Here is a 21,517-nt window from a genome sequence, read left to right as displayed (position 1 = left end):
AACCTCGATCCCCGCGCGGCAGGCGTGTGGTCAGCCGCCTCCGATGACGCGGTTGATGGCATTGCCGATGGCCTGGGAGATCTTCCCTCCCAACCCCAACTGGTCGATCGCCACGAAAATCCCCGCGATCAGAATCATCAGCCCCGCGTACTCCACAAACCCGGCCCCGGAATCCCGCCGGGACCCCCGAACCCGCTCCCCGAGCGCATTGGTCCACGTCACCCACACCCCGAGCAATTTGTCCCTGATCACGGGAGCCCCCTTTCACCACTTCCGGCACTTTCGCCAAGGCAACCAAATCAACACACGCAACGTACGTGGAGCGCAACCCTCTGCACTCGTATTCGCCAAGTAAGGGGTCGCGCTTGACCGGAAGTTGTCGGCGCGTTGCGTCGCCCGTCATCGCCGGTACCCCCCTTACGTAGAAGAATCAACGGCCCAATACGGAGCCGAAGTTGGTTCCGGAACCGAGGAACATCCCGGTTCCGATCAGGATCATCGTCGCCGGCAACATGAACACCAACGTCACCATCGTCGCCTTCGGAATCGTCTTCGCCGCCCGGCGGCGGGAGTTCTGGGCGTCCGTGCGGCGCATGTCCGTGGCGAGTTGGATCAGGGTGTCGGCGATCGGGGAGCCGAGTTCCTCGCCCTGTTGGAGTGCCGAGACGAACTGGGCGACCTGTTCCGAGGCGTTGCGGCGGCGGAGTTCGTTGAAGGCCTGGCGGCGGGGGACGCCCATGTCCATCTGGCGGAGCGTGATGCGGAGTTCGTCGGCCCACGGGCCCTCGTACTTCTCCGAGACCCGGTCGAGCGCCTGGCGGAAGCCGAGGCCCGCGGAGACGACGACCGCGAGGACGTCCAGGAAGTCCGGGAGGGTGCGGTCGATGACCTCTTTGCGGTCCCGTACCGCCTGCCAGATGAGCGCGTCCGCCGCCAGCGCGCCGAAGGCAAGGGTCAGGAGGCCGAAGAGGGGGCTGTCGGCGGAGAGGAAGACCAGGCCCATGACCAGGCCGAACGCTCCGTAGACCGCGCGGCGGGCCGCGTAGCGGTCGATGGTCAGGCCGCCGGGGTTGCCCGCCTGGTCGATCTTCCGGCGCTTCGCGTCGACGCGGCGCGGGCCCATCAGCCGGAGCACCAGCGGCGCGAACCGCATGCCGATGCGGTCGACCGCCGAGCCTGCCGTGGAGACCCGGCCGGCGCCCACCTCCAGGGCCAGGGCCAGGTCGCTGGGGACCTTGGCGTCCGCGCGGTACATGCGGATGCCCAGGCAGATGCCGAGGGTCGCCGCCCCCGCGAGGGCCGCGAGGAGTATGCCCACCATCGTCGTCGACATCGTCGCCTCACACCTCGATTCGGCCGAGGCGGCGGATCACGAAGAAGCCGATGCCGTAGAGGGCCAGGGAGATCAGGATCAACGTGCGGCCCACTCCCGATTCCGTCACGCGCGCAAGTGCTCCGTCGTTCGAGGAGTTGATCAGGAGGAGGGAGCCGAGGCCGAGGAGCGGGACGGTGAAGGCCGTCGCGTTGACCTCGGAGAGCATCGTGCGGATCTCGCGGCGGGTCTCCTTCCGGTCCTCCAGGGTTTTTGTGAGGTTCCGGAGGGACGAGACCACCGTGCCACCCGCCTTGTTGGACAGGACCAGGGTGGTCACGAGCACGACCAGTTCGCGGGAGGGCAGGCGGGACGCCAGTTCGTCCAGGGCGTCGTCCACCGAGCGGCCGAGTGCCAACTGGTCGGCCACGCGCGAGAGTTCCTCGCCCGCGGGGGCCTCCAGTTCCTCCGCCGCCATCGCGAGCGATGTGCGCAGGGCGAGGCCCGCGGCCGTCGCGTTCGCCAGGAGGCGGGCGACGTCCGGGAGTTGGTTGATGAAGGCCTCGATGCGTTTCTGGCGTTGCCAGTTGAGGAAGATGAGCGCGCTGTAGATGGTCACCAGTGCGGCGATCGGGCCGAAGAACGGCGCCAGGGTCGATGCCGCCAGCAGCCACAGTGCCACCGCGACCACGGCGACGTAGACCGTGAACTCGCCCGCCGTCACGTTCAGGCCCGTCGCCGACAGGCGCAGGTGGACCGAGCGGCCGAGGCGGGTGCGGCGCAGGCGGCGGTCGACGGCGGCGAAGCGGCGGGCCCGGCCGCCCGCGCCGGAGGCGGCCGGGTCGCCGCCCGCCGGGTACGCGTCCAGACGGTCGGCCAGGTCCTGGCGCCGGGCGCGCCCCGAGGCCAGGATGTGGACGCCCGCGATCGCGACGACGCAGGCGAGGACCGTGGCGGCCAGGGCCAGCAGGACAGGGGTGGTCATCCCGTCGCCTCCCTCGTGTTGCGTACGTCCACCGACTCCACGACGCCGAACGCCGGTGGCACCGCCTCCCCCGCCACGTACAGCCGGTCGGCGAGGAGGCGGGGCAGCGGAAGGTGTTCGTAGTAGCCGCGGACCCGGCGGATCTCGTCGTCCGTGGCCCCGGAGACGTAGGGCTGCGCGACGAAGCGGGTCGCGGTCGCGATCCTGAACTGTTCGCGGCCGTGGGAGATGAGGAGGGCGATCTCCGTGATGCGGCGGGAACCGTCGGCGGCGCGCGTGAGCTGGACGAGGACGTCCACCGCCGAGTTGATCTGGTCGCGCAGCGCCTCGAAGGGGATGTCGACCTCCGACATCGAGCCGAGGGTCTGGAGGCGGGTGAGGGCGTCCTCCGCCGTGTTCGCGTGGACCGTGGCGAGCGAGCCGTCGTGGCCGGTCGACATCGCCTGGAGCATGTCCAGGGTCTCGCCGCCGCGGACCTCTCCGACGATGATGCGGTCGGGGCGCATGCGCAGGCTGTTGCGGACGAGGTCGCGGATGGTGATCTGGCCCTTGCCCTCGACGTTGGAGGGCCTCGATTCGAGGCGGATCACGTGGTCCTGTTGGAGTTGGAGTTCCGCCGAGTCCTCGATGGTGATGATGCGTTCGCGGGCGGGGATGAGGGCGGAGAGCGCGTTCAGGAGGGTGGTCTTTCCGGAGCCCGTGCCGCCGCTCACGATGACGTTGAAGCGGGCGCGGACGCAGGCGGCGAGGAACATCAGCATGTGCTCGTCGAGCGAGCCGAGTTCCAGGAGTTCGCTCAGGCTGTACGCGCGCGGGAAGCGGCGGATCGTGAGCGTGGCGCCGGTGAGCGAGAGCGGCGGGATGATCACGTTGACGCGTTCGCCGGTGGGGAGGCGGGCGTCGACCATGGGGTTCGACTCGTCGACGCGGCGGTTGACGGTCGACACGATGCGTTCGATCGTCTGCATGAGTTGTTCGGGGGATGCGAAGCGGAGCGGGAGTTGTTCTACGCGGCCGGCTCGCTCCACGAAGATCGAGTCCGGGCCGTTCACCATGATTTCGGTGACCGACGGGTCCGCGAGGAGGGGTTCGAGGATGCCGAGTCCGAGGGCCTCGTCGACGACGCGGCGGATCAGCTGGGTGCGTTCCGTCGAGGAGAGGACGGGGCCCTCGCGGCTGATGATGTGGCCGAGTACGCGCTCCAGGCGGACGCGGCGTTCGTCGGCCTGGAGGGATGACATCTCCGCGAGGTCGATCTCTTCGAGGAGCTTGGTGCGGTAGACGGCGACCAGGCCCTCGTCGCGGGCGGCGGGGGTGGCGGGGCCGGGGCCTCCGGCCGGGTCCTGGGTGGCGACCACGCGGGAACGCAGGCTCATCTCCGCGTCACCTCAACTTCCTGCGTCTGTGCGGTCGTTGGGCATGGTTGCGGTGCGGCGTACGTTCCAGCCGTCGCCGAACAACGGGATGATCGGTGGTACGTGGACGGTCACGGTGAACGTCACCGTGTCCTCGCCGCCGGACCCTTCGGCCTTGGGCTCCAGCCAGGAGCTGGTGGAGGCCGCGGCGGCCGTCTGTGCGGTGCCGGGGGCGAGGGATTGGGCGCGGGCCGCTGCGCGGGCGGCGGATCCGGCCTGGTTCGCGGCGTAGCCGACGAGGCCGAGTTGGATCGCGGCGATTCCTATCACCAGGAGGAAGGGGAGGAAGCCAGCGAACTCCAGCATGGAGACTCCGCGGTCACCGGTCAGGTTTCGCCGCGGCGGCGTTACGGCCTCGGGGCTCCGCCCCGGACCCCGCTGCTCAATCGCCGCAGGGGCTTGAAAGGCCTGCTCAAGCGCCGCAGGGGCTTGAAGTGCCTGCTCAAGCTCCGGCGGGGCTTGAGGGATCAAGCCCCGCCGGCGATTGAGGCGATCCAGCCCCGCCGGCGTTTGAGGCGCGGGGTCCGGGGCGGAGCCCCGTGGCGTCAACCACGTCACCGGGTCGCCTCCGTTGCCGCGCCGGCTTCGCCCTTTACGGACCAGCCTGGGTTGACGCCCGGGAAGAACAGCGGGACGTCGACCTCGACCGTGGCCTTCGTGACCACGCCGTCGCTGTCCGGGCAGCTGATCTCCGCTCCCTGCCACGCCCCCGGCAGGTTCTTGCGGCCCGCAGCGTCGCACGCCCCCTGCCCATCCGCGCCGGAGGCGTACGCGGACGTCGCCGCCCGCGCCGCCTCGTCCGCCGCATTCCCGGCCAGGGAGTACGTGTAGCCGTACAGGACGCACTGCCACATCAGGGCGAGGACGACCAGGACCAGCGGGAACATCGCCGCGAACTCGAGGGTCACCGCGCCCTTGTCGGAGGCGCGGCGGCGGGCCCGGCGGCCCGATGCCGGGGGCGTGGGCGTGGCGACCAGGTCGAGTTCCGCCGCCAGCGCCCACATCGCCTGCTTGACCGTGGAACGGTTGTCGAGGTCCTGCATGCGGCCCGCGTCCACGGCCGCCTGGAGTTCCTTGTACGCGGCCGGGATGGAGGTGCGGGCCGTCTTCGTGCCTGTTACGCGTTCCACCAGCGTCGATTGGATCTCCGCCGAGCGGGCGTGGCGGTTCACGACCGTGAGGGTTTCCTCCGCCTTGCGGATCTGGAGGCGGTCCCAGAGGCGGACCATGCGTTTGGCCGCTCGTACCGCCACGACGTCCGGGGTGACCAGGAGGGCCGCCTGGTCGGCGAGTTCGATGGCCGTGGTGTTCGCCGCGCCCATCTGCGTACCGCAGTCGATGATCACCACGTCGTAGCGGGCGCGCAGGGCGTGGATCACCTGGCGGGCGACGCGGTCCGTGACGTCCTCGCCGCGTTCGCCGTCGGCGGGGGCCAGGAGGAGGTCGACGCCGGACTCGTGGGCGAAGGCGGCGTCCTGGAGGACACGGGGCGTGATGTCGCGGATCGCGGCGAGGTCGGCGACGGAGCGGCGGAACTGGACGTCCAGGTAGGAGGCCACGTCGCCGGACTGGAGGTCCAGGTCCAGGAGGGCGGCGGTGCGGCCCGAGGCGCGGGCGGCGAGGGCGAGTTGGACGGCGGTGACCGTCGTTCCCACGCCGCCCTTCGCGCCCGCCACCGCGATGACGCGGCCGCCGCCGCCCGCCGGGACGAGTTCCGTTCCGGTGCCGCCGGCCAGGTGGCGGCGCATGCCGGCCGACCAGGCGGCGGCCGCGTGTACGCGTTCCGCGAGGGCGTCGTAGCCGAGGGGGAAGGCGACGATGCCGCGCGCTCCGCTGTCCATCGCGGCGGTGAGGAGGGCGGGGCCGGTGTCGGCGGTGAGCAGGACGACGCCCACCGCCGGGAAGCGGAGGACGAGGTCGCGGATGAGGTCGAGGGCGGGGACGGGGCCGATGCGGTCGTGGACGAGGACGACCTCCGGGAGTTCGTCCAGGGATTCGGCGGCGAGGGCGGCCAAGGTGTCGAGGAGGGCGGTGGCGTCGGGGGCGGGTGGGGCGGGCTCGGCGTCCGGGAGTTGGGAGAGGAGGGTCCCCAGGGCTCTGGTGGTTTCCGGGTCGGCGGTGGCCGGGAGTATGCGAATGGTCATCGGCGGGACGCTCCGTTCCACGACACCGTGGTCGACGCCTCGGGGCTCCGCCCCGGACCCCGCGGGCTCTCGTCCAAGAGCGGGGCTTGAAAGACCTGCTCAAACGCCGCAGGGGCTTTAAGTGCCCTCACTTGTCCCCCTCCAGCGTGTACGACTTGTCGTCAGGGGCGATCGTGGCGTCGGCGCCCGGGGCGACCAGCGCCAGCCTCACGTGGGACGCGAAGGACTCGGCGTACGCCACCCGTTGGGCGTCCGCGGCGGACAGCGCGAAGGTGATCGGGACCGCCTCGCCCTGCCGCCGGGCGGCACTGTCGTCGCCCGCGGCGCCCTGCTGGTCGATCGGGGTGAGCTTGCCGACGTCGATGACGCCGGCGTTCTCCACGATGACCTTGGACTGGTCCTTCTCCTTGTCGTTCTCGGCCTTGAACGTCGCGTAGATGTTGACCTTCGAACCGGGGCTGATCTTCCCGGCGACGCCGGTCTCCGCGTCGATCATGATGGCGATCTCCTGCTGGCCCGCCTCCAGCTTCGGACGGTCGACGATCATGTCGGTCTGGAGGAGGGAGCCCTTCTTCAGCTGCGTGACGGCGATCTTGCCGCGCAGGTCGCCGAGGTCGGTGACGGCCGTGTCCGACAGCCACCGTTTCGGCATGTCCACCTTCTCGAACTGGTCCGCCGTGAGCTGCTTGTACGGGGCCACGTCCTGCTTCAGCCGGTACGCGGCCACCTCGTCGCCCACCTTGGAGTTCACGTCACGGATCACCGCGAGCACACCGGCGAACGCGCCGATGGCACACAGGGCCGAGACGACCAGGAGTATGACGCCGCGGCGCTGACGTGAGTTCATGGACCGGGCAACCTCGTTGGTAGGGACGGGTAGGGACGGGCAGGGCCAGTTCGGGTCAGTGGTGGTGCGCGCGAGGGAGCGCCGTGCGGGTCGAGCCCGACGCGGGTGCGAGCGCCGAGCGCGCCGGAGCGCCCGCGCCCTCGGGTGGCGCCTCGCCCGCCAGCGGCGCGGAGCAGAACCCGCAGCGGTCCCCGATGAGTTCGAGGCCGCACCAGTGGCACTGCTCGCGGCGGACGGACGAGACCAGTTGGTAGAGCACGGAGATGTTCGGGATGGCCGCCGCGAACTCCACGATCCGGCCGGGGTTGTCCGGCCTGCCCGTCGCCCACCACCGCGACGACTCGGCCGGCAGCCGCGTCCGCGTCACCCCCTGCACCCGCCAGGCGGGGGCGAGGACGCCGGTGAGCCAGTCCGGGGTGTGGCGGCCGACGGCGTAGACCATGCGGGTCCCGAAGGCGGGTCCTGTGGGGGTCTCGGAGCCGGTCAGGCGCAGGAGTTGGGGTTGCGGTGAGGCCACCACCGCGAACTGGGCGTTCGGGGACCAGGACTTGGCGTGCGCCTTGAGGGAGACCGGGACCCGGTCCAGTTTGGCCACGGAGCCGACCACCGCGCCCGCGTAGACGTAGTGGGCGAGCAGCCGGGCGGACGACGCCAGCACCCCGGGGCTGAAGTCGCAGATCGACAACTGGCGCAATTGCAGCGCGAGGACGGCGAGTCCGAGGGGCGGGAGCGCGGGGCGCAGGATCGCGATCCGGTCGGTTTCCAGCACCGAACGGATCGAATGCAGCCGGTGCACGGTCGCGTCCGGCGCCGATTCCGGGCAGAGCACGATCACGTACCCGTGCTGTTCGATCAGCGTGTGGACGTCGGTGAGGGCGCGGTCGAGCGGATACTTCTGCTGCGGTTCGCCCACGGGCAGCACGGTGGCGGTCGGTGTGTGCCGGTCCGGTGAGGCGAGGACCAGGTCGGGGTCGGTCACGGCTATGGCGGTCGGCACGCGTGAACCCCCCGGTCGTCGCTCTGCGTCCCTGCGGCAGCACCTCGCGATGGTGCTCCCGGTTCTGCTTGAGCACCATATCCACGCCGCCGCCCCGCAACACCCCACTTCGCACTGTTCACAGCGCGATCGGCGTCGGCCGGTGGCGGGTTGGCGAAGAAGCGTCGGTGCCAACCCTTGACAAGTTCAATGGTCTGGACCAGCTTGTACGGCCAGCAGCTGCTTCCCCAACTCCCCCCACTTCTCCCCCACTTCGGTGCCGGGAGACCTCCCCCCACTTGGAGGAAGAAATGGCGCATTCCTATCGCAGACGGTCCCGGCTCGGCGTACTTCTCGGCGCGTTCACGGCGGCGGCGCTCGCCGTGGGCGGTCTCGCCACGACAAGTACGGCGAATGCGGCGAGTACGGCGGAAAGCACCACGGCCGCCGTTCCGGCGCACGCCGTCACCGGCTACTGGCAGAACTTCGACAACGGCGCGACCGTGCAGAAACTCGCCGATGTCCCGGACGCGTACGACATCGTTGCCATCGCCTTCGCCGACGCCACCGCGAAGCCCGGAGCCGTCGACTTCACGCTCGACTCGGCGGGCCTCGGCGGCTACACGGAGGACGCCTTCAAGGCCGACGTCAAGGCCAAGCAGGCGGCGGGCAAGTCCGTGGTCATCTCGATCGGCGGCGAGAAGGGCACCATCCAGGTCAGCGACGCGGCCTCCGCGGCCAACTTCGCCGACTCCGTGTACGCGCTCATGCAGGAGTACGGCTTCGACGGGGTCGACATCGACCTGGAGAACGGGCTGAACTCCACGTACATGTCGCAGGCGTTGAAGTCGCTGGCGTCGAAGGCGGGCAGCGGGTTCGTGCTCACCATGGCGCCGCAGACCATCGACATGCAGTCGACCTCGGCCGAGTACTTCAAGACGGCTCTCGCGGTGAAGGACATCCTCACCGTCGTCAACATGCAGTACTACAACAGCGGTTCGATGCTGGGCTGCGACGGCAAGGTCTACAGCCAGGGGTCCGTGGACTTCCTGACCGCCCTTGCCTGCATCCAGCTGGAGGGCGGGCTCGACCCCTCGCAGGTCGGCATCGGCACGCCCGCGTCGTCGAGCGCGGCGGGCAGCGGATACGTCGCCCCGTCGGTCGTGAACGACGCCCTCGACTGCCTCACCAAGGGCACGAACTGCGGTTCGTTCAAGCCGTCGAAGACCTACCCGGGCCTGCGCGGCGCGATGACCTGGTCCACCAACTGGGACGCCTCGTCCGGCAACGCGTGGTCCTCGGCCGTGGGCCCGCACGTCGACGGCCTGTAATTCCCCTGTACGTGGGCCGCACCGCCGCTCCCCCGGCGGCGCGGCCCGTCACCCGTTCTCCGCCGCCGCCACTTCCTTCTCCGCCCAGTCGGCCCACTCCGCCTGCATCGCCATGAACCGCTTGCCCCATTCCAGGGTCAGCCGGCCGTAGACCGAGAGCGGGTCGGCGCTCCAGTCCATCGCCGCGTCGAGTTCCTCCAGGTCGCCGAGACGGCCGCGCGCCGACTCGGCCCTGCCGCGCAGGAAGGCCCGCGCCTCGCCGCCCTTCACGGTGCCGAGGAGGAAGACCCGCAGCAGCACGTCGTTGCGCCGGTATCCGATCGGGGCCGCCTCAAGGAGCCAGTGCCGCAGCTCGCCGCGGCCGGCGTCCGTGATCTCGTACGTCTTGCGGCCGCGCGGCCCCTCCTCCGCGACCCGGATCAGCTCGGCCGCGTCGAGCTTGGTCAACTCGGTGTAAATCTGGCTCTGAGTGGCGGGCCAGACGTTTTCAAGGCTGATACGAAAGGTCCCGAGCAGGTCGTATCCGCTGGCCGGACCGTCCGCGAGGAGGCCGAGCAGTGCGTGTCGAAGGCTCATGGGACTACTGTAACCACGACATTCCAGTATTGACATGTCGCGACGTGAAGTTCTAACTTCGACATGTCAGTTCAGGAATGTCGAATGTCGTATGTCGGGCCGGACCATACCTGGGGGATCTCATGGCTTACCTGCGCAGCTTCCTTCCGTGGATCGCCGTGAGCGTGCTGATCGGCGCCATCGAGGTCCGGTACGCGCTGCTCGTCGGGCTCGTCCTGGCCGTCGTGCTCGCGATGGGCCAGCGGCGCGCGGGCCGTGCCTGGGACGCGCTCGTCATCGAGGTGAGCGCCGCCGTGTTCTTCGCGGTCGGCACCGGCGTCGCGTTCGCCGTGCCGGACTCCGCCTTCGTCGAGCACTACGCGTCGGCCGGATCCTCGCTGTGGCTGGCCCTGATCGCCTGGGGGTCCCTCCTCATCGGACGGCCGTTCACGCTGGGGATCGCGAAGACGCAGGTGCCGGCCGCGTTCTGGGGCAACCCCGTGTTCCACAGGGTGAACGTCACCATCAGCGCCGTGTGGGCCGCGTCCTTCACCGTCAGCGGGATCGGCAGCGCGTGGCTGCGCCACTCCCAGCCGGGCAGCGACACCGCCCGCACCGTACTGACCGTGGCCTGCATCGCGCTGCCGATCCTCTTCACGGTGCGCTACCCGGACATCGCCCGGGCCCGCGCCACCGCCAAGTAGGCAGAACTAGAAGAACTCCGACCACGGCTGGTCCCAGATCTGCTTCACGCACAGGACGACGAACAGCAGGCCGGAGATGGTGAGCATGCTGTTGCTCAGCCAGCCGTTGCGCCAACTGGCCGGTGTGCGCGAGGAGTTGAGCAGCCAGACCAGGGTGAGCGCCAGGAACGGCATGAAGGCCGCGCCGAGGACTCCGTAGATGATGACCAGGCGGAACGGCTGGCCCTGGAAGAGCAGGACGATCGGCGGGAAGGTCATCCACAGCAGGAACGCGCGGAACGGCCAGCCCTTCTCCCGGTCGCCGCGCGCCACTTCCTCGCCGGTGACGACGCGGGACAGGCGGTAGCGCTCGACGAAGTCGGCGAACATCAGGCTCACGCCGTGCCAGACGCCGATGAGGGAGGTGAAGGACGTGGCGAAGAAGCCGACCAGGAAGAGCTTCGCCGTCGCCGTGCCGTACTGGGCCTCAAGGATCTTGGAGAGGTCGACGAGTCCCTTGTCGCCCTCGGCGATCGCGGTGTGGGACGAGTGCAGCAGTTCCGCGCCGACGAACAGCATCGCCACGACGAAGATGCCGGTGGTGATGTACGCGACCCGGTTGTCGAGGCGCATCACCTTCATCCACGACGTGTTCGTCCAGCCCTTCGCGTTGACCCAATAGCCGTACGCGGCAAGGGTGATGGTGCCGCCGACGCCACCGATCAGGCCGAGCGTGTTGAGGATCGAGTCCTTCTCGTCGGGCAGGACCGGGAGCAGGCCGGCGAAGGCATCGCCGAGGTGCGGGGTGACGCGGATCGCCAGATAGACCGTCACGACGAACATGACGCCGACGAGCACCGTCATGACCTTCTCGAAGACGCTGTACTTGTTCAGCCAGACGAAGACCAGGCCGACCACGCCGGACAGAATCGCCCACGGCTTGATCGACCAGTCGGCCGGGAACACGTCGGGGAACAGTGCCTGAAGGGGCAGTCCGCTCGACGACATCGCGGCGGCGCCGTACACGAAGCCCCAGATCACCGCGTAGATCACGAAGAAGTACGTGGTCCACTTGCCGAGGCTCGCCCAGCCGTCGAAGAGGGTGCGTCCGGTGGCCAGGTGCCAGCGGCCCGCCGCCTCCGCGAGGCTGATCTTGACGAGGCAGCCGAGGACCGCGGCCCACAGCAGGGTGTAACCGAAGTTGCTGCCCGCGATGAGGGTGGCGACGAGATCGCCCGCCCCGACGCCCGTCGCGGCGACGACGATGCCGGGGCCGATGTACTTCCAGCTGGACTTGCGGGGTTGCGAGTCGGAGGGGGTGGTGATGCCGGTTCCTGGGGTGCCCGTGGTGTCCGCCATGAACATCAAGGGTGCGTAAAGCTGGGCCGCTGGCAAGAGGGCGGGGCGGACTACTCCCGTTCGATCCCGCTTCTCCCCGTCCCCTACCCCTCCTCTACTCCTCGAAGTACGTGTCCAGCGCCTTGTCCAACTGGTCCGTCCACTCGGTGAGGCGGGCCTTGTCGGGGGCCTCGACGTCGTTCGGGAACCAGCGGCTGTTGGGCATGTGGACCGTCACCGTGAGGCGCTTGCGGACGGTGCCGTACTCGACCGCGCTGATCTCGTCCCAGGTGAAGTCGGCCTCCTGGTCGTCGAGCGTGAAACGGACGCCGGTCGCGTCGACGGTGATGGAGCCACGGCGGTCCTCGGCCTCCATGACGGGGCCTTCGGCGTCATCGGGGTCCGCCGGGTCCTCGGCTTCCGTTTCGGCTGTTGCCTCCGCGTCCGCCTCTGCCTCTGCCTCCGCTTCCGCCTCTTCGGGCTGCGTCGTCGTCACCTCCTCCGGAGTCTCTTCGGCATCCGTGACATCGGCGTCCGGCTGCCGTGCGGGAGCCGTCAGGCCGGGGATGTGCGCCGGGTCGAAGCCGGCACCGGTGACGGGCGTGACCTTCTCGTTCTCCATACGCTGCTCCACGGCGGAAGTATGGCGGACAAGCCTGTGCCGCACCTCCCCCAGGGGTGGGTGCGGCACAGGTGCGCGGCGGTGCGCTAGACGAACAGGCTGATCACGAGGGCCACCACGAACCCGGCGACCGACAGGACCGACTCCAGGACCGTCCACGTGCGCAGGGTGTCCCGCTCGGTGATGCCGAAGTACTTGGAGACCATCCAGAAGCCGCCGTCGTTGACGTGCGAGGCGAAGATGGAGCCCGCCGAGATCGCCATGATGACGAGGGCCGTGTACGGCTGCGAGTAGTCGCCCGCCTGGAGCAGCGGGCCCACGATGCCGGCCGTGGTGACGATGGCGACCGTCGCCGAACCCTGCGCGACGCGCAGCACCAGCGAGATCAGGTACGCGAGGACCATGATCGGCAGGCCGATGCTGCTGAACGTGTCGGACAGCGCCTGCGCGATGCCGCTGGCCTGGAGGACGGCGCCGAAGACCCCGCCCGCGCCGACGACGAGCAGAATGTTGGCGACCGGCTTCAGGGACGAGGTGGACACCGTCTCCAGGGACTTGCGGGACCAGCCGCGGCGCAGGCCGAGCAGGTAGTACGCGGCGAACAGCGCGATGGTGAGCGCCACGAACGGGTTGCCGAAGAACTCGATGACCGAGCGGGCCGTGGAGGGGTCCATCGCGATCGAGGAGAAGGTCGCGGCGAGGATCAGCACCAGCGGGATGGCGATGATCGTGAAGACGATGCCGAGCGGAACCGGGTCCTCGCGGGGCGTGATGCCGTCCTTGCGCTGCTCCGCGGCGAGCGCGGCCTTCGCCTCGTCGGCGGCCTCGACCATGTCCTGCGGCACGGACACGAAGATCTTCTTGCCGATCCAGGCGGCCCAGGCCCACGCGGCGAGCACGGCCGGGATGCCGCAGACGATGCCCATGAGGATGACCCAGCCGAGGTCGACGTGGAGCAGTCCGGCCGCGGCGACGGGCCCCGGGTGCGGGGGCAGGAAGGCGTGGGTCATCGACAGGCCGGCCAGCAGCGGCAGGCAGTACAGCAGGATCGACTTGCCGCCGCGCTTGGCGGCCGCGTAGACGATCGGCGCGAGCACGAAGATGCCGACGTCGAAGAAGACGGGGATGCCGAAGATGAGGCCGGTGAGGCCCATCGCGATGGGGGCGCGCTTCTCGCCGAAGAGGTGGATCAGGCGGGACGCCAACACCTCGGCGCCGCCGGACACTTCGAGGATCGCGCCGAGCATGGTGCCCAGGCCGATGATGATCGCGATATGTCCGAGGGTGCCGCCCATGCCGTCCTCGATGACGGACGTGGCGGTGGACTTCTGGACGGTGCCGAAGAGTTCGGTGACGGAGAGGCCGGCGGCGAGGCCGACGACGATGGAGACCGTCAGGAGGGCCACGAAGGGCTGAAGGCGGGCCTTGATGATCAGGAAGAGCAGCAGCACGATGCCGAGGACGGCAACGGTCAGCAGGCCGGCCGTGCCGGGTATCAGGAGGAGCAGACCACCGGTGTGTTCGGGCTGCTCCGCGGCGGCGGCCGCGAGCGGGGCGTACGGGGACATCGTTGACCTCGTAAGTACATGGTGCTTTCGGGCAGGGGGGGTCGCGGCACGGCGCGCCGTGGGGGTGCGCCGTGCCGTGATGACGAGCGAAGTGCCGTTGAGGCAAAGGGAGTTAGCTCAGGACGGCGAGCGCGTCGATCTCGATGAGCAGACCCTTGGGCAGACCGACGTAGACGGTCGTGCGGGCGGAGGCCGGGGCCTTGAGGCCCTCGCCCTCGAAGTACTCGTTGTAGATGGCGTTCATCTCGGCGAAGTGGTCGACGTCCGTCAGGTAGACGCGCATCATCATGACGTCGTCCCAGCTCGCGCCGCCCTCTTCGAGGATCGCCTTGACGTTGGCGAAGGTCTGGAGCGTCTGCTCCTTCAGCGTCGGGCCCGCGGGGGTCGGGGCCTTGCCCTCCTCGGCCGGCAGGAAGCCGACCTGACCCGCGACCTGAAGGATGTTGCCCTTCTTGACGCCGTGCGAGAACTTCGCCGGCGGGGTGGTGTGGGTGGAGGGCGTGAGCGCGGTCTTCTCGGTCATGAGAACTGGTCCTTCTTTGAGGGGTGTTACTTGGGGGTACTTGGGGGTTCTGGCGGGCCGGGCTACTTGGGAGGGGTACCGGAGTAGTCCCGGCTGATGGCTTCCGCCGTGCGGCGCACCAGCGGGAGCAGCGTGAGGAGTTCCTCGGCGGTGACGACGACATTCGGCGCGGAGACCGACATGGCGGCGACGACCCGGCCGTCCGCGCCGCGGATGGGGGCGCCGACGCAGTTGATGGACTCCTCGTGACCACCGAGATCGGTGGCCCAGCCCTGTTCGCGGACCTTCTCCAACTCCCGCAGGAAAGCCGCGGCGTTGGGGGTCGAACGGGACGTGTACATGGGGTAGTCGAGCTTCTCCGCGAGGGCGCGGCGCTCGGCTTCGGAGAGGTCGGCGAGCAGCAGCTTGGCGACGGCGGCCACGGTGATGGCGACCGGCTTGCCGACGCGCGAGTACATGCGCACCGGGTAGCGGCTCTCGACCTTGTCGATGTAGAGGACCTCGTTCTCCGCGTACACGGCGAGGTGGATGGTGTGCCCGACCTTCTCGTTGAGTTCGACGAGGTGGGCGTGGGCGATCTCGCGGACGTCGAGGTTCTCGACGGCCTCCTGGGCGAGCGCGAAGAGGCGGGCGCCGAGGCGGTAGCGCTGGTCGGTCTGCCGGTAGACCAGGCCGTGCTCGTGGAGGGTGCGCAGCAGGCGCAGCGCCGTGGACTTGTGCACGTCGAGGCGGTCGGCGACCTGGCCCAGGTCGGCGGGTCCCTCGGCGAGCAGCGGCAGGATGCTGAGCGCGCGGTCGACGGTCTGGCTCATGGCGTACGTACCTCCTCTGCGGCCGGCTCGTCGGCGGCATCGGCTGCCGCCCAACCGGGGCCGACGTGCAGTGTCCCCCACCGCGCCGCGTCGAGGCCGACCAGGCGGTCCGCCCGGGCGCGGCTCGGGGGCGCGGCGAGGTCGCCGGGCTCGGTGAGGGCGACGGCGGCCCAGAGGTGGCCGTGGCGCAGGCGCTCGGCGACGGGCAGCCCGCGCAGCGTGGCGGAGAGGAATCCGGCGGCGAAGGCGTCGCCCGCGCCCACGGCGGCGACGACGTCGACGCGCGGGGAGGGCTCCTCGTGGCGGCCGTCGGCGTCGTAGGCGATCGCGCCGTCGGCGCCCCGCTTGACGACGAGCAGCGCGGGCTCGGGCAGCGCGTCCCGGATCGCGTCCGGTCCGCCGGTGATGCCCCAGGCGTCCTCGGCCTCGTCGTCGCCGACGAAGACGATGTCGGCGCGGCGCGCGAGTTCCAGGAGCACCTCCGGGCCCTCGGCCGAGCCGGACCACAGGCCGGGGCGGTAGTTGACGTCGAAGGAGACAAGGGGGCGGCCCGCGCGCGGTGCGGTCAGCTCGCGCAGCAGGTCGAGGCAGCTGTCGGAGAGCGCTGCGGTGATCCCGGACAGGTGCAGGATCCGGCCGGAGCGCAGCGCGTCCAGGTCCAGGTTGGCGGTGGACATCGCGGAGGCGGCGGACCCGGCGCGGTAGTAGGCGACCTCGTGGGCGGCGGTGGACCGGTCGCCCGCCGTGCGGAAGTAGATGCCGGTGGGGCGGTGCAGATCACGGCGTACGGCTCCGGTGTCCACGCCGTACGCGCCGATGGCCTCCACGAGGTGGTCGCCGAACCCGTCGGCGCCGACCCGGCTGACCCAGGCGGAGCGGTGCCCCGCGGCGGCGAGCACGCACGCCACGTTGGACTCGGCGCCGCCGATCCCGCGATCGAACGAGGGCACGTCGGCGAGCCGCCCCGGCACGGCGGGCCGGAACGTGACCATGGACTCGCCGAGCGCGACGACGTCGGGGGCGACGGCGTCGGGTGCGCTGTTCGGTACTGCGGGTCCGGTGGCGGTCACGATGGGTCGCACTCCTCGCGGCAGGGGACTTCGGGCTCCGTTGACCCGACGTTGGCTCGGATGTTAGACAGCATGAAGCGACATACGCAATGACCGTTGCAAATGGTGCAACGGGCTGCCTGGAGGAGGCGCCGTGACCGCCCAGAACGCCGACACTGCCGTCGAGCGCCGTACCGCTCGTCTTGAGGACCTGGCGCGGGAGCGGGTGGACTTCCGCTTCAAGGGGCTGCCTCCCGAGGCGGACGGCGCGACGGTCGGCGAGCTGGCCGCCCGCCGCCTGAACCTCTTCACGGACGGCTTCACCACCCCCGTCCTCGCCCTCTCCGCCGAGCGCCTGGAGCACAACCTCGCGCTCATGGAGACGTACTCGGCGCGCCACGGCCTCGCCTTCGCCCCGCACGGCAAGACGTCGATGGCCCCGCAGCTCTTCCACCGGCAGCTGGAGCACGGCGCGTGGGGCATCACCCTCGCGGTCCCCCACCAGGTGCGCGTGGCAAGGGAGTTCGGCATCGACCGGATCTTCCTGGCGAACGAGCTCGTCGACGCGGCAGCGCTGCGCTGGCTTTCGGGGGAGCTGGACGCGGACCCGTCCTTCCGCTTCATCTGCTACGTCGACTCCGTGCGCGGCGTGGAGTCGATGCAGGCCGCGCTGGCCGAGGCCGGCGCGGGCCGCCCGGTCGACGTGGTCGTGGAGCTGGGCGCGGGCGACGGCGCGCGCACCGGGGCCCGTACCGAGGCGGACTGCGCGGCGATCGCGGACGCGGTGGCCGCCTCCTCCGCGCTGCGTCTGGTGGGTGTCGCCGGGTACGAGGGCGAGGTGCCGGACGCCGACGGTGAGCGGGTGCGGGCGTGGCTGCGCCGGCTGGTGGCGCTCGCGGCGGACTTCGACAAGGCGGGCCGGTTCGCGGGGCCCGACCGCGACCTCGACGAGATCGTGGTGAGCGCGGGTGGCTCCGCGTGGTTCGACGCGGTGGCGGACGTGTTCGCCGAGATCCCCGAACTGAGCGTTCCTGTCCTGAAGTTGCTCCGCTCCGGCGCGTACGTCTCGCACGACGACGGCCACTACCGGCACCTCACCCCCTTCAACCGGGTCCCGGAGGAGGGTGCGCTGGAGCCGGCGTTCCGGCTGTGGGCGCAGTTCGTCTCCCGTCCCAACGACGAGCAGGCGTTCACCAACGCGGGCAAGCGGGACGCCGCGTACGACATCGACCTGCCCGAGGCGCAGGTCGTCCGGGACGCGCGGACGGGTGAGGTCCGCGAGGCCGCGGGGGTCGCGGTCACGGGCCTCTCCGACCAGCACGGTTGGGTTCGTACGGAGCCGGGTGCGGACGTCGAGGTGGGCGACTGGCTCGGCATGGGCCTCTCGCACCCGTGCACCTCCTTCGACAAGTGGCAGCTGATCCCCCTGGTGGAATCGGACGGCACGGTCACGGACTACATCCGCACGTACTTCTGAGCAGCCCGCCACGATCCACCCTGCGCCGCCTTGGGCAATCTGCCGCCTTGGGCGGCAGGGTGGGCAAGGCGGCACCCCGGCGCCGCGCGCCGACACGACGGCCCCACCACGGCACCGCCACGGGGCTCCGCCCCGGACCCCGCTGCTCAATCGCCGCAGGGGCTTGAAACAAGTGAGGCACCCCCCATGGACCTGGTCATCCGCGACGCGCGCGTCATTGACGGCAGCGGCGGCACTTCGTACCGAGCCGACGTGGCCGTCAAGGACGGCCGGATCGCCGAGATCACCCCGGAGGGCACCGGCCCCCGCCCGACCGCCCAGCGCACGCTGAACGCCGACGGCCTCGCCCTCTCCCCCGGCTTCATCGACATGCACGCGCACAGCGACCTCGCCGTGCTCCGCGACCCCGACCACAGCGCGAAGGCCGCCCAGGGCGTCACCCTCGAAGTCCTCGGCCAGGACGGCCTGTCCTACGCCCCCGTCGACGACCGCACCCTCGCCCAGGTCCGCCAGGCCATCACCGGCTGGAACGGCGACGGAAGCGACATCGACTTCGACTGGCGCACGGTCGGCGAGTACCTCGACCGCATCGACCGCCAGGGCACCGCGGTAAACGCCGCGTACCTCATCCCGCAGGGCACCGTCCGTATGTACGCGGTCGGCTGGGACGACAGGGACGCGACCCCGGACGAGCTCGACCACATGAAGCGGCTCGTGGCCGAGGGCATGGAGCAGGGCGCCGTCGGCATGTCGTCCGGCCTCACCTACACCCCCGGCATGTACGCGAAGGACGCCGAACTCACCGAACTGTGCCGGGTGGTGGCCTCGTACGACGGCTACTACTGCCCGCACCACCGCAGTTACGGCGCCGGCGCGCTCGACGCGTACCGGGAGATGGTGGAGCTGACCCGCACCGCGGGCTGCTCCCTGCACCTCGCGCACGCCACCATGAACTTCGGCGTGAACAAGGGCAAGGGCGTCGACCTGCTGGCCCTCCTCGACGAGGCCATCGCGGACGGCGCCGACATCAGCCTCGACACGTACCCGTACACCCCGGGCGCCACGACGCTCGTGGCGATGCTGCCGAGCTGGGCCAACGAGGGCGGCCCCGACGCCACGCTCGCGCGCCTGAAGGACGACGAGACCGCCGAGCGGATCCGGCACCACGTCGAGGAGATCGGCGCGGACGGCTGTCACGGCGTGCCGATCGAGTGGGACAGGATCGAGATCTCGGGCGTCTCCGACCCGGGCCTCGCGTCCTGTGTCGGCAAGACCGTCGCGCAGGCCGCCGCCGAGCGCGGCGAGGCTCCCTGGGTCACCGCCCGCCGGCTCCTCATCAGCGACAAGCTGGGCTCGACGATCCTCCAGCACGTCGGCCACGAGGACAACGTGCGGGCGATCATGCAGCACCCGGTGCACACCGGGGGCAGCGACGGCATCCTCCAGGGCTACAAGCCGCACCCGCGCGCGTACGGCACGTTCCCGCACTACCTGGGCCACTACGCGCGCGACCTCGGCATCATGTCCCTGGAGGAGACGGTCGCGCACCTCACCTCGCGCCCGGCCGCCCGCCTGCGCCTGCCGGACCGCGGCCTGGTCCGCGAGGGGTACCGCGCCGACCTGGTCCTGTTCGACCCGGAGACGGTCGCGGCGGGCTCCACGTTCGAGGCGCCGCGGACGCTGCCGGCCGGCATCCCGCACGTCCTCGTCGACGGGCGGTTCGTGATCGAGGACGGCAAGCGCACGGACGTCCTCGCGGGCCGGTCGGTGCGCAGGACCGTCTGACCGCTGCGATCACCGCACCCCGCGCGGCCGGAACTGGACGCTGATCCGGCCTCCGGCCGCGCGGGCGGACTTGGGGATCGCGTGCTCCCAGGTCCGCTGGCAGGACCCGCCCATCACGATGAGGTCGCCGTGCCCGAGCGGGCGGCGCACGACGGGACCGCCGCCGACGGGCCGCAGCGTCAGATCCCGCGGCGTGCCCACCGACAGGATGGCGACCATCGTGTCCTCGCGGGCGCCGCGCCCGATCCGGTCACCGTGCCAGGCGACGCTGTCCCGCCCGTCCCGGTAGTAGCAGAGGCCCGCCGTGCTGAACGGCTCGCCCAACTCCCTTGCGTAGTGCGCCGACAGCGTGTCCCGTGCCGCGTCGAGCACAGGGTGCGGCAGCGCCTCCCCCGCGTCGTAGAACCTGAGCAGCCGCGGCACGTCGACCATCCGCTCGTACATCTGCCGCCGCTCGGCCTTCCACGGGACGGTGTCCGCGAGGTGTTCGAACAGCGGGTCGGCGCCGCTCAGCCACCCGGGCAGTACGTCGATCCAGGCCCCGTTCCCCAGCACGGTCCGCCGCACCGCACCGAGCCCGCCGAGCGCGATGTCCTCGGCCTGGTCGAAGAGCGATCCCTGAAGCATGGCTCCACCGTAGCGAATGTTTCGAACAAGTGCGCGATTAGACGGGCCCGTGGCGCGCCCGCAGGACGGGCGTGGCCCATCTCACCCGCCCCGCCGACCCGCCGCATCAAAGCCGCGGCCACCCCGGAACCCGCCGTTCCGGAGGCATCCGGCACCCCGTGCCACCGCATCCGAAACCCGCGCCGACCGGGCCGCCCCACCGGCCGGCAAAGGGTGCGCGGCATCCCGAAACACGGCCGTAAAGTTTGGGGATGCAGCTCATCCAGTCGACCAAGCTCTCCAACGTCTGCTACGAGATCCGTGGCCCGGTTCTCGAAGAAGCGATGCGGCTGGAGGCGGCAGGGCACCGCATCCTGAAGCTCAACACCGGCAACCCGGCGGCTTTCGGTTTCGAGTGCCCGCCCGAGATCCTCGAGGACATGCTCCGCAACCTCGGGGACGCGCACGGCTACGGCGACGCCAAGGGCCTCCTCGCGGCCCGCCGCGCCGTGATGATGCATTACCAGACCCTCGGCGTGGAGACCGACGTCGAGCACGTCTTCATCGGCAACGGCGTCTCCGAGCTGATCGTGATGGCGATGCAGGGGCTGCTCGACGACGGGGACGAAGTGCTCGTGCCCGCGCCCGACTACCCCCTGTGGACCGCCGCCGTCTCGCTCTCCGGCGGCACCGCCGTGCACTACCGCTGCGACGAGCAGTCCGACTGGATGCCGGACCTCGCCGACATCGAGCGCAAGGTGACCGACCGCACCAAGGCGATCGTCATCATCAACCCCAACAACCCCACCGGCGCCGTCTACAGCGACGAGATGCTGCGCGGCATCACCGACATCGCCCGCCGCCACAACCTCCTCGTCTGCTCCGACGAAATCTACGACAAGATCCTCTACGACGGCGCCACGCACACCCCGACCGCCGCCATCGCGCCGGACCTGATGACGCTCACCTTCAACGGCATGTCGAAGGCGTACCGCGTGGCCGGCTACCGCGTCGGCTGGATGGCGATCTCCGGGCCGCGTGCGCACGCGGAGTCGTACATCGAGGGCCTGACGATCCTGGCGAACATGCGCCTGTGCGCGAACATGCCGGGCCAGCACGGCGTCGTCGCGGCGCTCAGCGGACGCCAGACGGTGAACGATCTGGTGCTGCCCGGCGGACGGTTGAAGGAGCAGCGGGACGTCGCGTACGAGCTGCTCACGCAGATCCCGGGCGTGACCTGCGTGAAGCCCAAGGGGGCCCTGTACCTCTTCCCGCGCCTCGACCCCAAGGTCTTCAAGGTCAAGGACGACCGGCAGCTGGTGCTCGACCTGCTGCGGGCCGAGAAGATCATGGTGGTGCACGGCACCGGCTTCAACTGGCCGGAGCCCGACCACTTCCGCGTCGTCACGCTGCCCGACACCCGGCAGCTGACGGAGGCGGTCACCCGGATCGGGAACTTCCTGGACGGCTACAGCCAGCCGTGACAGCG

General features: G+C 70.4%; 21 protein-coding genes. 5 read left to right on the top strand and 16 right to left on the bottom strand.

The window, feature by feature from the left end; translation table 11 throughout:
* Positions 1 to 30 precede the first annotated feature (30 nt).
* From ACIRHA_RS39700 to ACIRHA_RS39665, 8 genes are all read right to left on the bottom strand, one after another.
* Complete coding sequence (locus tag ACIRHA_RS39700; RefSeq protein ID WP_403856117.1) at positions 31 to 252, bottom strand: hypothetical protein; 222 nt, start codon at positions 250 to 252, stop codon at positions 31 to 33.
* Positions 253 to 430: 178 nt separating this feature from the next.
* Complete coding sequence (locus ACIRHA_RS39695) at positions 431 to 1,333, bottom strand: DUF5936 domain-containing protein (RefSeq protein ID WP_403856115.1); 903 nt, start codon at positions 1,331 to 1,333, stop codon at positions 431 to 433.
* 7 nt (positions 1,334 to 1,340) lie between these two features.
* Complete coding sequence (locus tag ACIRHA_RS39690) at positions 1,341 to 2,297, bottom strand: type II secretion system F family protein (protein ID WP_403856113.1); 957 nt, start codon at positions 2,295 to 2,297, stop codon at positions 1,341 to 1,343.
* Entirely contained in the window at positions 2,294 to 3,673 is a 1,380-nt protein-coding gene (locus ACIRHA_RS39685) for a CpaF family protein (RefSeq protein WP_403856111.1), read from the bottom strand. The genes ACIRHA_RS39690 and ACIRHA_RS39685 overlap by 4 nt, the downstream gene beginning before the upstream one ends.
* A 12-nt stretch (positions 3,674 to 3,685) precedes the next feature.
* Positions 3,686 to 4,018: a TadE/TadG family type IV pilus assembly protein gene (locus ACIRHA_RS39680; protein ID WP_403856109.1), complete on the bottom strand. Its 333-nt coding sequence runs from the start codon at positions 4,016 to 4,018 to the stop codon at positions 3,686 to 3,688.
* A gap of 248 nt (positions 4,019 to 4,266) precedes the next feature.
* Positions 4,267 to 5,856, bottom strand: a complete 1,590-nt coding sequence (locus tag ACIRHA_RS39675) for a CpaE family protein (protein ID WP_403856107.1) — start codon at positions 5,854 to 5,856, stop codon at positions 4,267 to 4,269.
* Positions 5,857 to 5,983: 127 nt separating this feature from the next.
* Positions 5,984 to 6,703 (bottom strand): Flp pilus assembly protein CpaB, encoded by a 720-nt coding sequence (gene cpaB, locus ACIRHA_RS39670; RefSeq protein ID WP_403856105.1) that lies wholly within the window; start codon positions 6,701 to 6,703, stop codon positions 5,984 to 5,986.
* Positions 6,704 to 6,758: 55 nt separating this feature from the next.
* Positions 6,759 to 7,700 (bottom strand): hypothetical protein, encoded by a 942-nt coding sequence (locus ACIRHA_RS39665; RefSeq protein WP_403856103.1) that lies wholly within the window; start codon positions 7,698 to 7,700, stop codon positions 6,759 to 6,761.
* A 290-nt stretch (positions 7,701 to 7,990) separates the two neighbouring features.
* Here ACIRHA_RS39665 and ACIRHA_RS39660 point away from each other — a divergent pair, with 290 nt between their 5' ends.
* Positions 7,991 to 9,010, top strand: a complete 1,020-nt coding sequence (locus ACIRHA_RS39660) for a chitinase (protein ID WP_403856101.1) — start codon at positions 7,991 to 7,993, stop codon at positions 9,008 to 9,010.
* Positions 9,011 to 9,058: 48 nt separating this feature from the next.
* On the opposite strand, the gene ACIRHA_RS39655 is transcribed toward ACIRHA_RS39660, so the two are convergent.
* The gene (locus ACIRHA_RS39655; RefSeq protein ID WP_403856099.1) at positions 9,059 to 9,586 is read right to left on the bottom strand and encodes a PadR family transcriptional regulator; all 528 of its coding nucleotides are present in this window, start codon (positions 9,584 to 9,586) and stop codon (positions 9,059 to 9,061) included.
* 122 nt (positions 9,587 to 9,708) lie between these two features.
* On the opposite strand from ACIRHA_RS39655, the gene ACIRHA_RS39650 reads away from it, so the two are divergent.
* Complete coding sequence (locus ACIRHA_RS39650; RefSeq protein WP_403856097.1) at positions 9,709 to 10,269, top strand: hypothetical protein; 561 nt, start codon at positions 9,709 to 9,711, stop codon at positions 10,267 to 10,269.
* Between the two features lie 6 nt (positions 10,270 to 10,275).
* Here ACIRHA_RS39650 and ACIRHA_RS39645 read toward each other — a convergent pair whose 3' ends face one another.
* From ACIRHA_RS39645 to ACIRHA_RS39620, 6 genes are all read right to left on the bottom strand, one after another.
* A complete protein-coding gene (locus ACIRHA_RS39645) occupies positions 10,276 to 11,607 on the bottom strand; it encodes an Nramp family divalent metal transporter (RefSeq protein ID WP_403856095.1) in 1,332 nt (443 codons plus the stop codon).
* Between the two features lie 94 nt (positions 11,608 to 11,701).
* Positions 11,702 to 12,220 (bottom strand): hypothetical protein, encoded by a 519-nt coding sequence (locus ACIRHA_RS39640; protein ID WP_403856093.1) that lies wholly within the window; start codon positions 12,218 to 12,220, stop codon positions 11,702 to 11,704.
* A 74-nt stretch (positions 12,221 to 12,294) separates the two neighbouring features.
* Positions 12,295 to 13,776 carry a GntP family permease gene (locus tag ACIRHA_RS39635; protein WP_403856091.1) on the bottom strand — a complete coding sequence of 494 codons (1,482 nt, stop codon included), beginning with the start codon at positions 13,774 to 13,776 and terminating at the stop codon, positions 12,295 to 12,297.
* Positions 13,777 to 13,888: 112 nt separating this feature from the next.
* Complete coding sequence (locus ACIRHA_RS39630) at positions 13,889 to 14,299, bottom strand: RidA family protein (protein WP_351340763.1); 411 nt, start codon at positions 14,297 to 14,299, stop codon at positions 13,889 to 13,891.
* 62 nt (positions 14,300 to 14,361) lie between these two features.
* Entirely contained in the window at positions 14,362 to 15,111 is a 750-nt protein-coding gene (locus ACIRHA_RS39625) for an IclR family transcriptional regulator (RefSeq protein WP_403856088.1), read from the bottom strand.
* Positions 15,108 to 16,181 carry a sugar kinase gene (locus tag ACIRHA_RS39620; protein WP_403856086.1) on the bottom strand — a complete coding sequence of 358 codons (1,074 nt, stop codon included), beginning with the start codon at positions 16,179 to 16,181 and terminating at the stop codon, positions 15,108 to 15,110. Before ACIRHA_RS39620 ends, ACIRHA_RS39625 begins: the two co-directional genes overlap by 4 nt.
* Positions 16,182 to 16,314: 133 nt before the next feature.
* Between ACIRHA_RS39620 and ACIRHA_RS39615 the strand changes: the two genes are divergently transcribed.
* Together ACIRHA_RS39615 and ACIRHA_RS39610 are read left to right on the top strand one after the other, a co-directional pair.
* Positions 16,315 to 17,637 carry an alanine racemase gene (locus ACIRHA_RS39615; RefSeq protein WP_403856084.1) on the top strand — a complete coding sequence of 441 codons (1,323 nt, stop codon included), beginning with the start codon at positions 16,315 to 16,317 and terminating at the stop codon, positions 17,635 to 17,637.
* Positions 17,638 to 17,823: 186 nt separating this feature from the next.
* Entirely contained in the window at positions 17,824 to 19,422 is a 1,599-nt protein-coding gene (locus tag ACIRHA_RS39610) for an amidohydrolase family protein (protein WP_403856082.1), read from the top strand.
* A gap of 9 nt (positions 19,423 to 19,431) precedes the next feature.
* On the opposite strand, the gene ACIRHA_RS39605 is transcribed toward ACIRHA_RS39610, so the two are convergent.
* Positions 19,432 to 20,049 carry an alpha-ketoglutarate-dependent dioxygenase AlkB gene (locus tag ACIRHA_RS39605; protein ID WP_403856080.1) on the bottom strand — a complete coding sequence of 206 codons (618 nt, stop codon included), beginning with the start codon at positions 20,047 to 20,049 and terminating at the stop codon, positions 19,432 to 19,434.
* 251 nt (positions 20,050 to 20,300) lie between these two features.
* Here ACIRHA_RS39605 and ACIRHA_RS39600 point away from each other — a divergent pair, with 251 nt between their 5' ends.
* A complete protein-coding gene (locus tag ACIRHA_RS39600; protein ID WP_403856078.1) occupies positions 20,301 to 21,512 on the top strand; it encodes a pyridoxal phosphate-dependent aminotransferase in 1,212 nt (403 codons plus the stop codon).
* The last annotated feature ends 5 nt before the right edge of the window (positions 21,513 to 21,517 follow it).

Origin of the sequence: Streptomyces sp. NPDC102360, assembly GCF_044766085.1 — a bacterium.
Lineage (GTDB): Bacteria > Actinomycetota > Actinomycetes > Streptomycetales > Streptomycetaceae > Streptomyces.
The sequence above is the reverse complement of the archived record's forward strand: the minus strand, read 5'-3'. Positions and strand labels throughout refer to the sequence as shown.

Excerpts from the sequence above, each read along its gene's own strand:
- ACIRHA_RS39695 (WP_403856115.1), bottom strand. The coding sequence starts at position 1,333 with ATGTCGACGACGATGGTGGGCATACTCCTCGCGGCCCTCGCGGGGGCG.
- ACIRHA_RS39690 (WP_403856113.1), bottom strand. The coding sequence starts at position 2,297 with ATGACCACCCCTGTCCTGCTGGCCCTGGCCGCCACGGTCCTCGCCTGC.
- ACIRHA_RS39685 (WP_403856111.1), bottom strand. The coding sequence starts at position 3,673 with ATGAGCCTGCGTTCCCGCGTGGTCGCCACCCAGGACCCGGCCGGAGGC.
- ACIRHA_RS39680 (WP_403856109.1), bottom strand. The coding sequence starts at position 4,018 with ATGCTGGAGTTCGCTGGCTTCCTCCCCTTCCTCCTGGTGATAGGAATC.
- ACIRHA_RS39675 (WP_403856107.1), bottom strand. The coding sequence starts at position 5,856 with ATGACCATTCGCATACTCCCGGCCACCGCCGACCCGGAAACCACCAGA.
- cpaB (WP_403856105.1), bottom strand. The coding sequence starts at position 6,703 with ATGAACTCACGTCAGCGCCGCGGCGTCATACTCCTGGTCGTCTCGGCC.
- ACIRHA_RS39660 (WP_403856101.1), top strand. The coding sequence starts at position 7,991 with ATGGCGCATTCCTATCGCAGACGGTCCCGGCTCGGCGTACTTCTCGGC.
- ACIRHA_RS39655 (WP_403856099.1), bottom strand. The coding sequence starts at position 9,586 with ATGAGCCTTCGACACGCACTGCTCGGCCTCCTCGCGGACGGTCCGGCC.
- ACIRHA_RS39650 (WP_403856097.1), top strand. The coding sequence starts at position 9,709 with ATGGCTTACCTGCGCAGCTTCCTTCCGTGGATCGCCGTGAGCGTGCTG.
- ACIRHA_RS39645 (WP_403856095.1), bottom strand. The coding sequence starts at position 11,607 with ATGGCGGACACCACGGGCACCCCAGGAACCGGCATCACCACCCCCTCC.
- ACIRHA_RS39635 (WP_403856091.1), bottom strand. The coding sequence starts at position 13,776 with ATGTCCCCGTACGCCCCGCTCGCGGCCGCCGCCGCGGAGCAGCCCGAA.
- ACIRHA_RS39630 (WP_351340763.1), bottom strand. The coding sequence starts at position 14,299 with ATGACCGAGAAGACCGCGCTCACGCCCTCCACCCACACCACCCCGCCG.
- ACIRHA_RS39625 (WP_403856088.1), bottom strand. The coding sequence starts at position 15,111 with ATGAGCCAGACCGTCGACCGCGCGCTCAGCATCCTGCCGCTGCTCGCC.
- ACIRHA_RS39610 (WP_403856082.1), top strand. The coding sequence starts at position 17,824 with ATGGACCTGGTCATCCGCGACGCGCGCGTCATTGACGGCAGCGGCGGC.
- ACIRHA_RS39605 (WP_403856080.1), bottom strand. The coding sequence starts at position 20,049 with ATGCTTCAGGGATCGCTCTTCGACCAGGCCGAGGACATCGCGCTCGGC.
- ACIRHA_RS39600 (WP_403856078.1), top strand. The coding sequence starts at position 20,301 with ATGCAGCTCATCCAGTCGACCAAGCTCTCCAACGTCTGCTACGAGATC.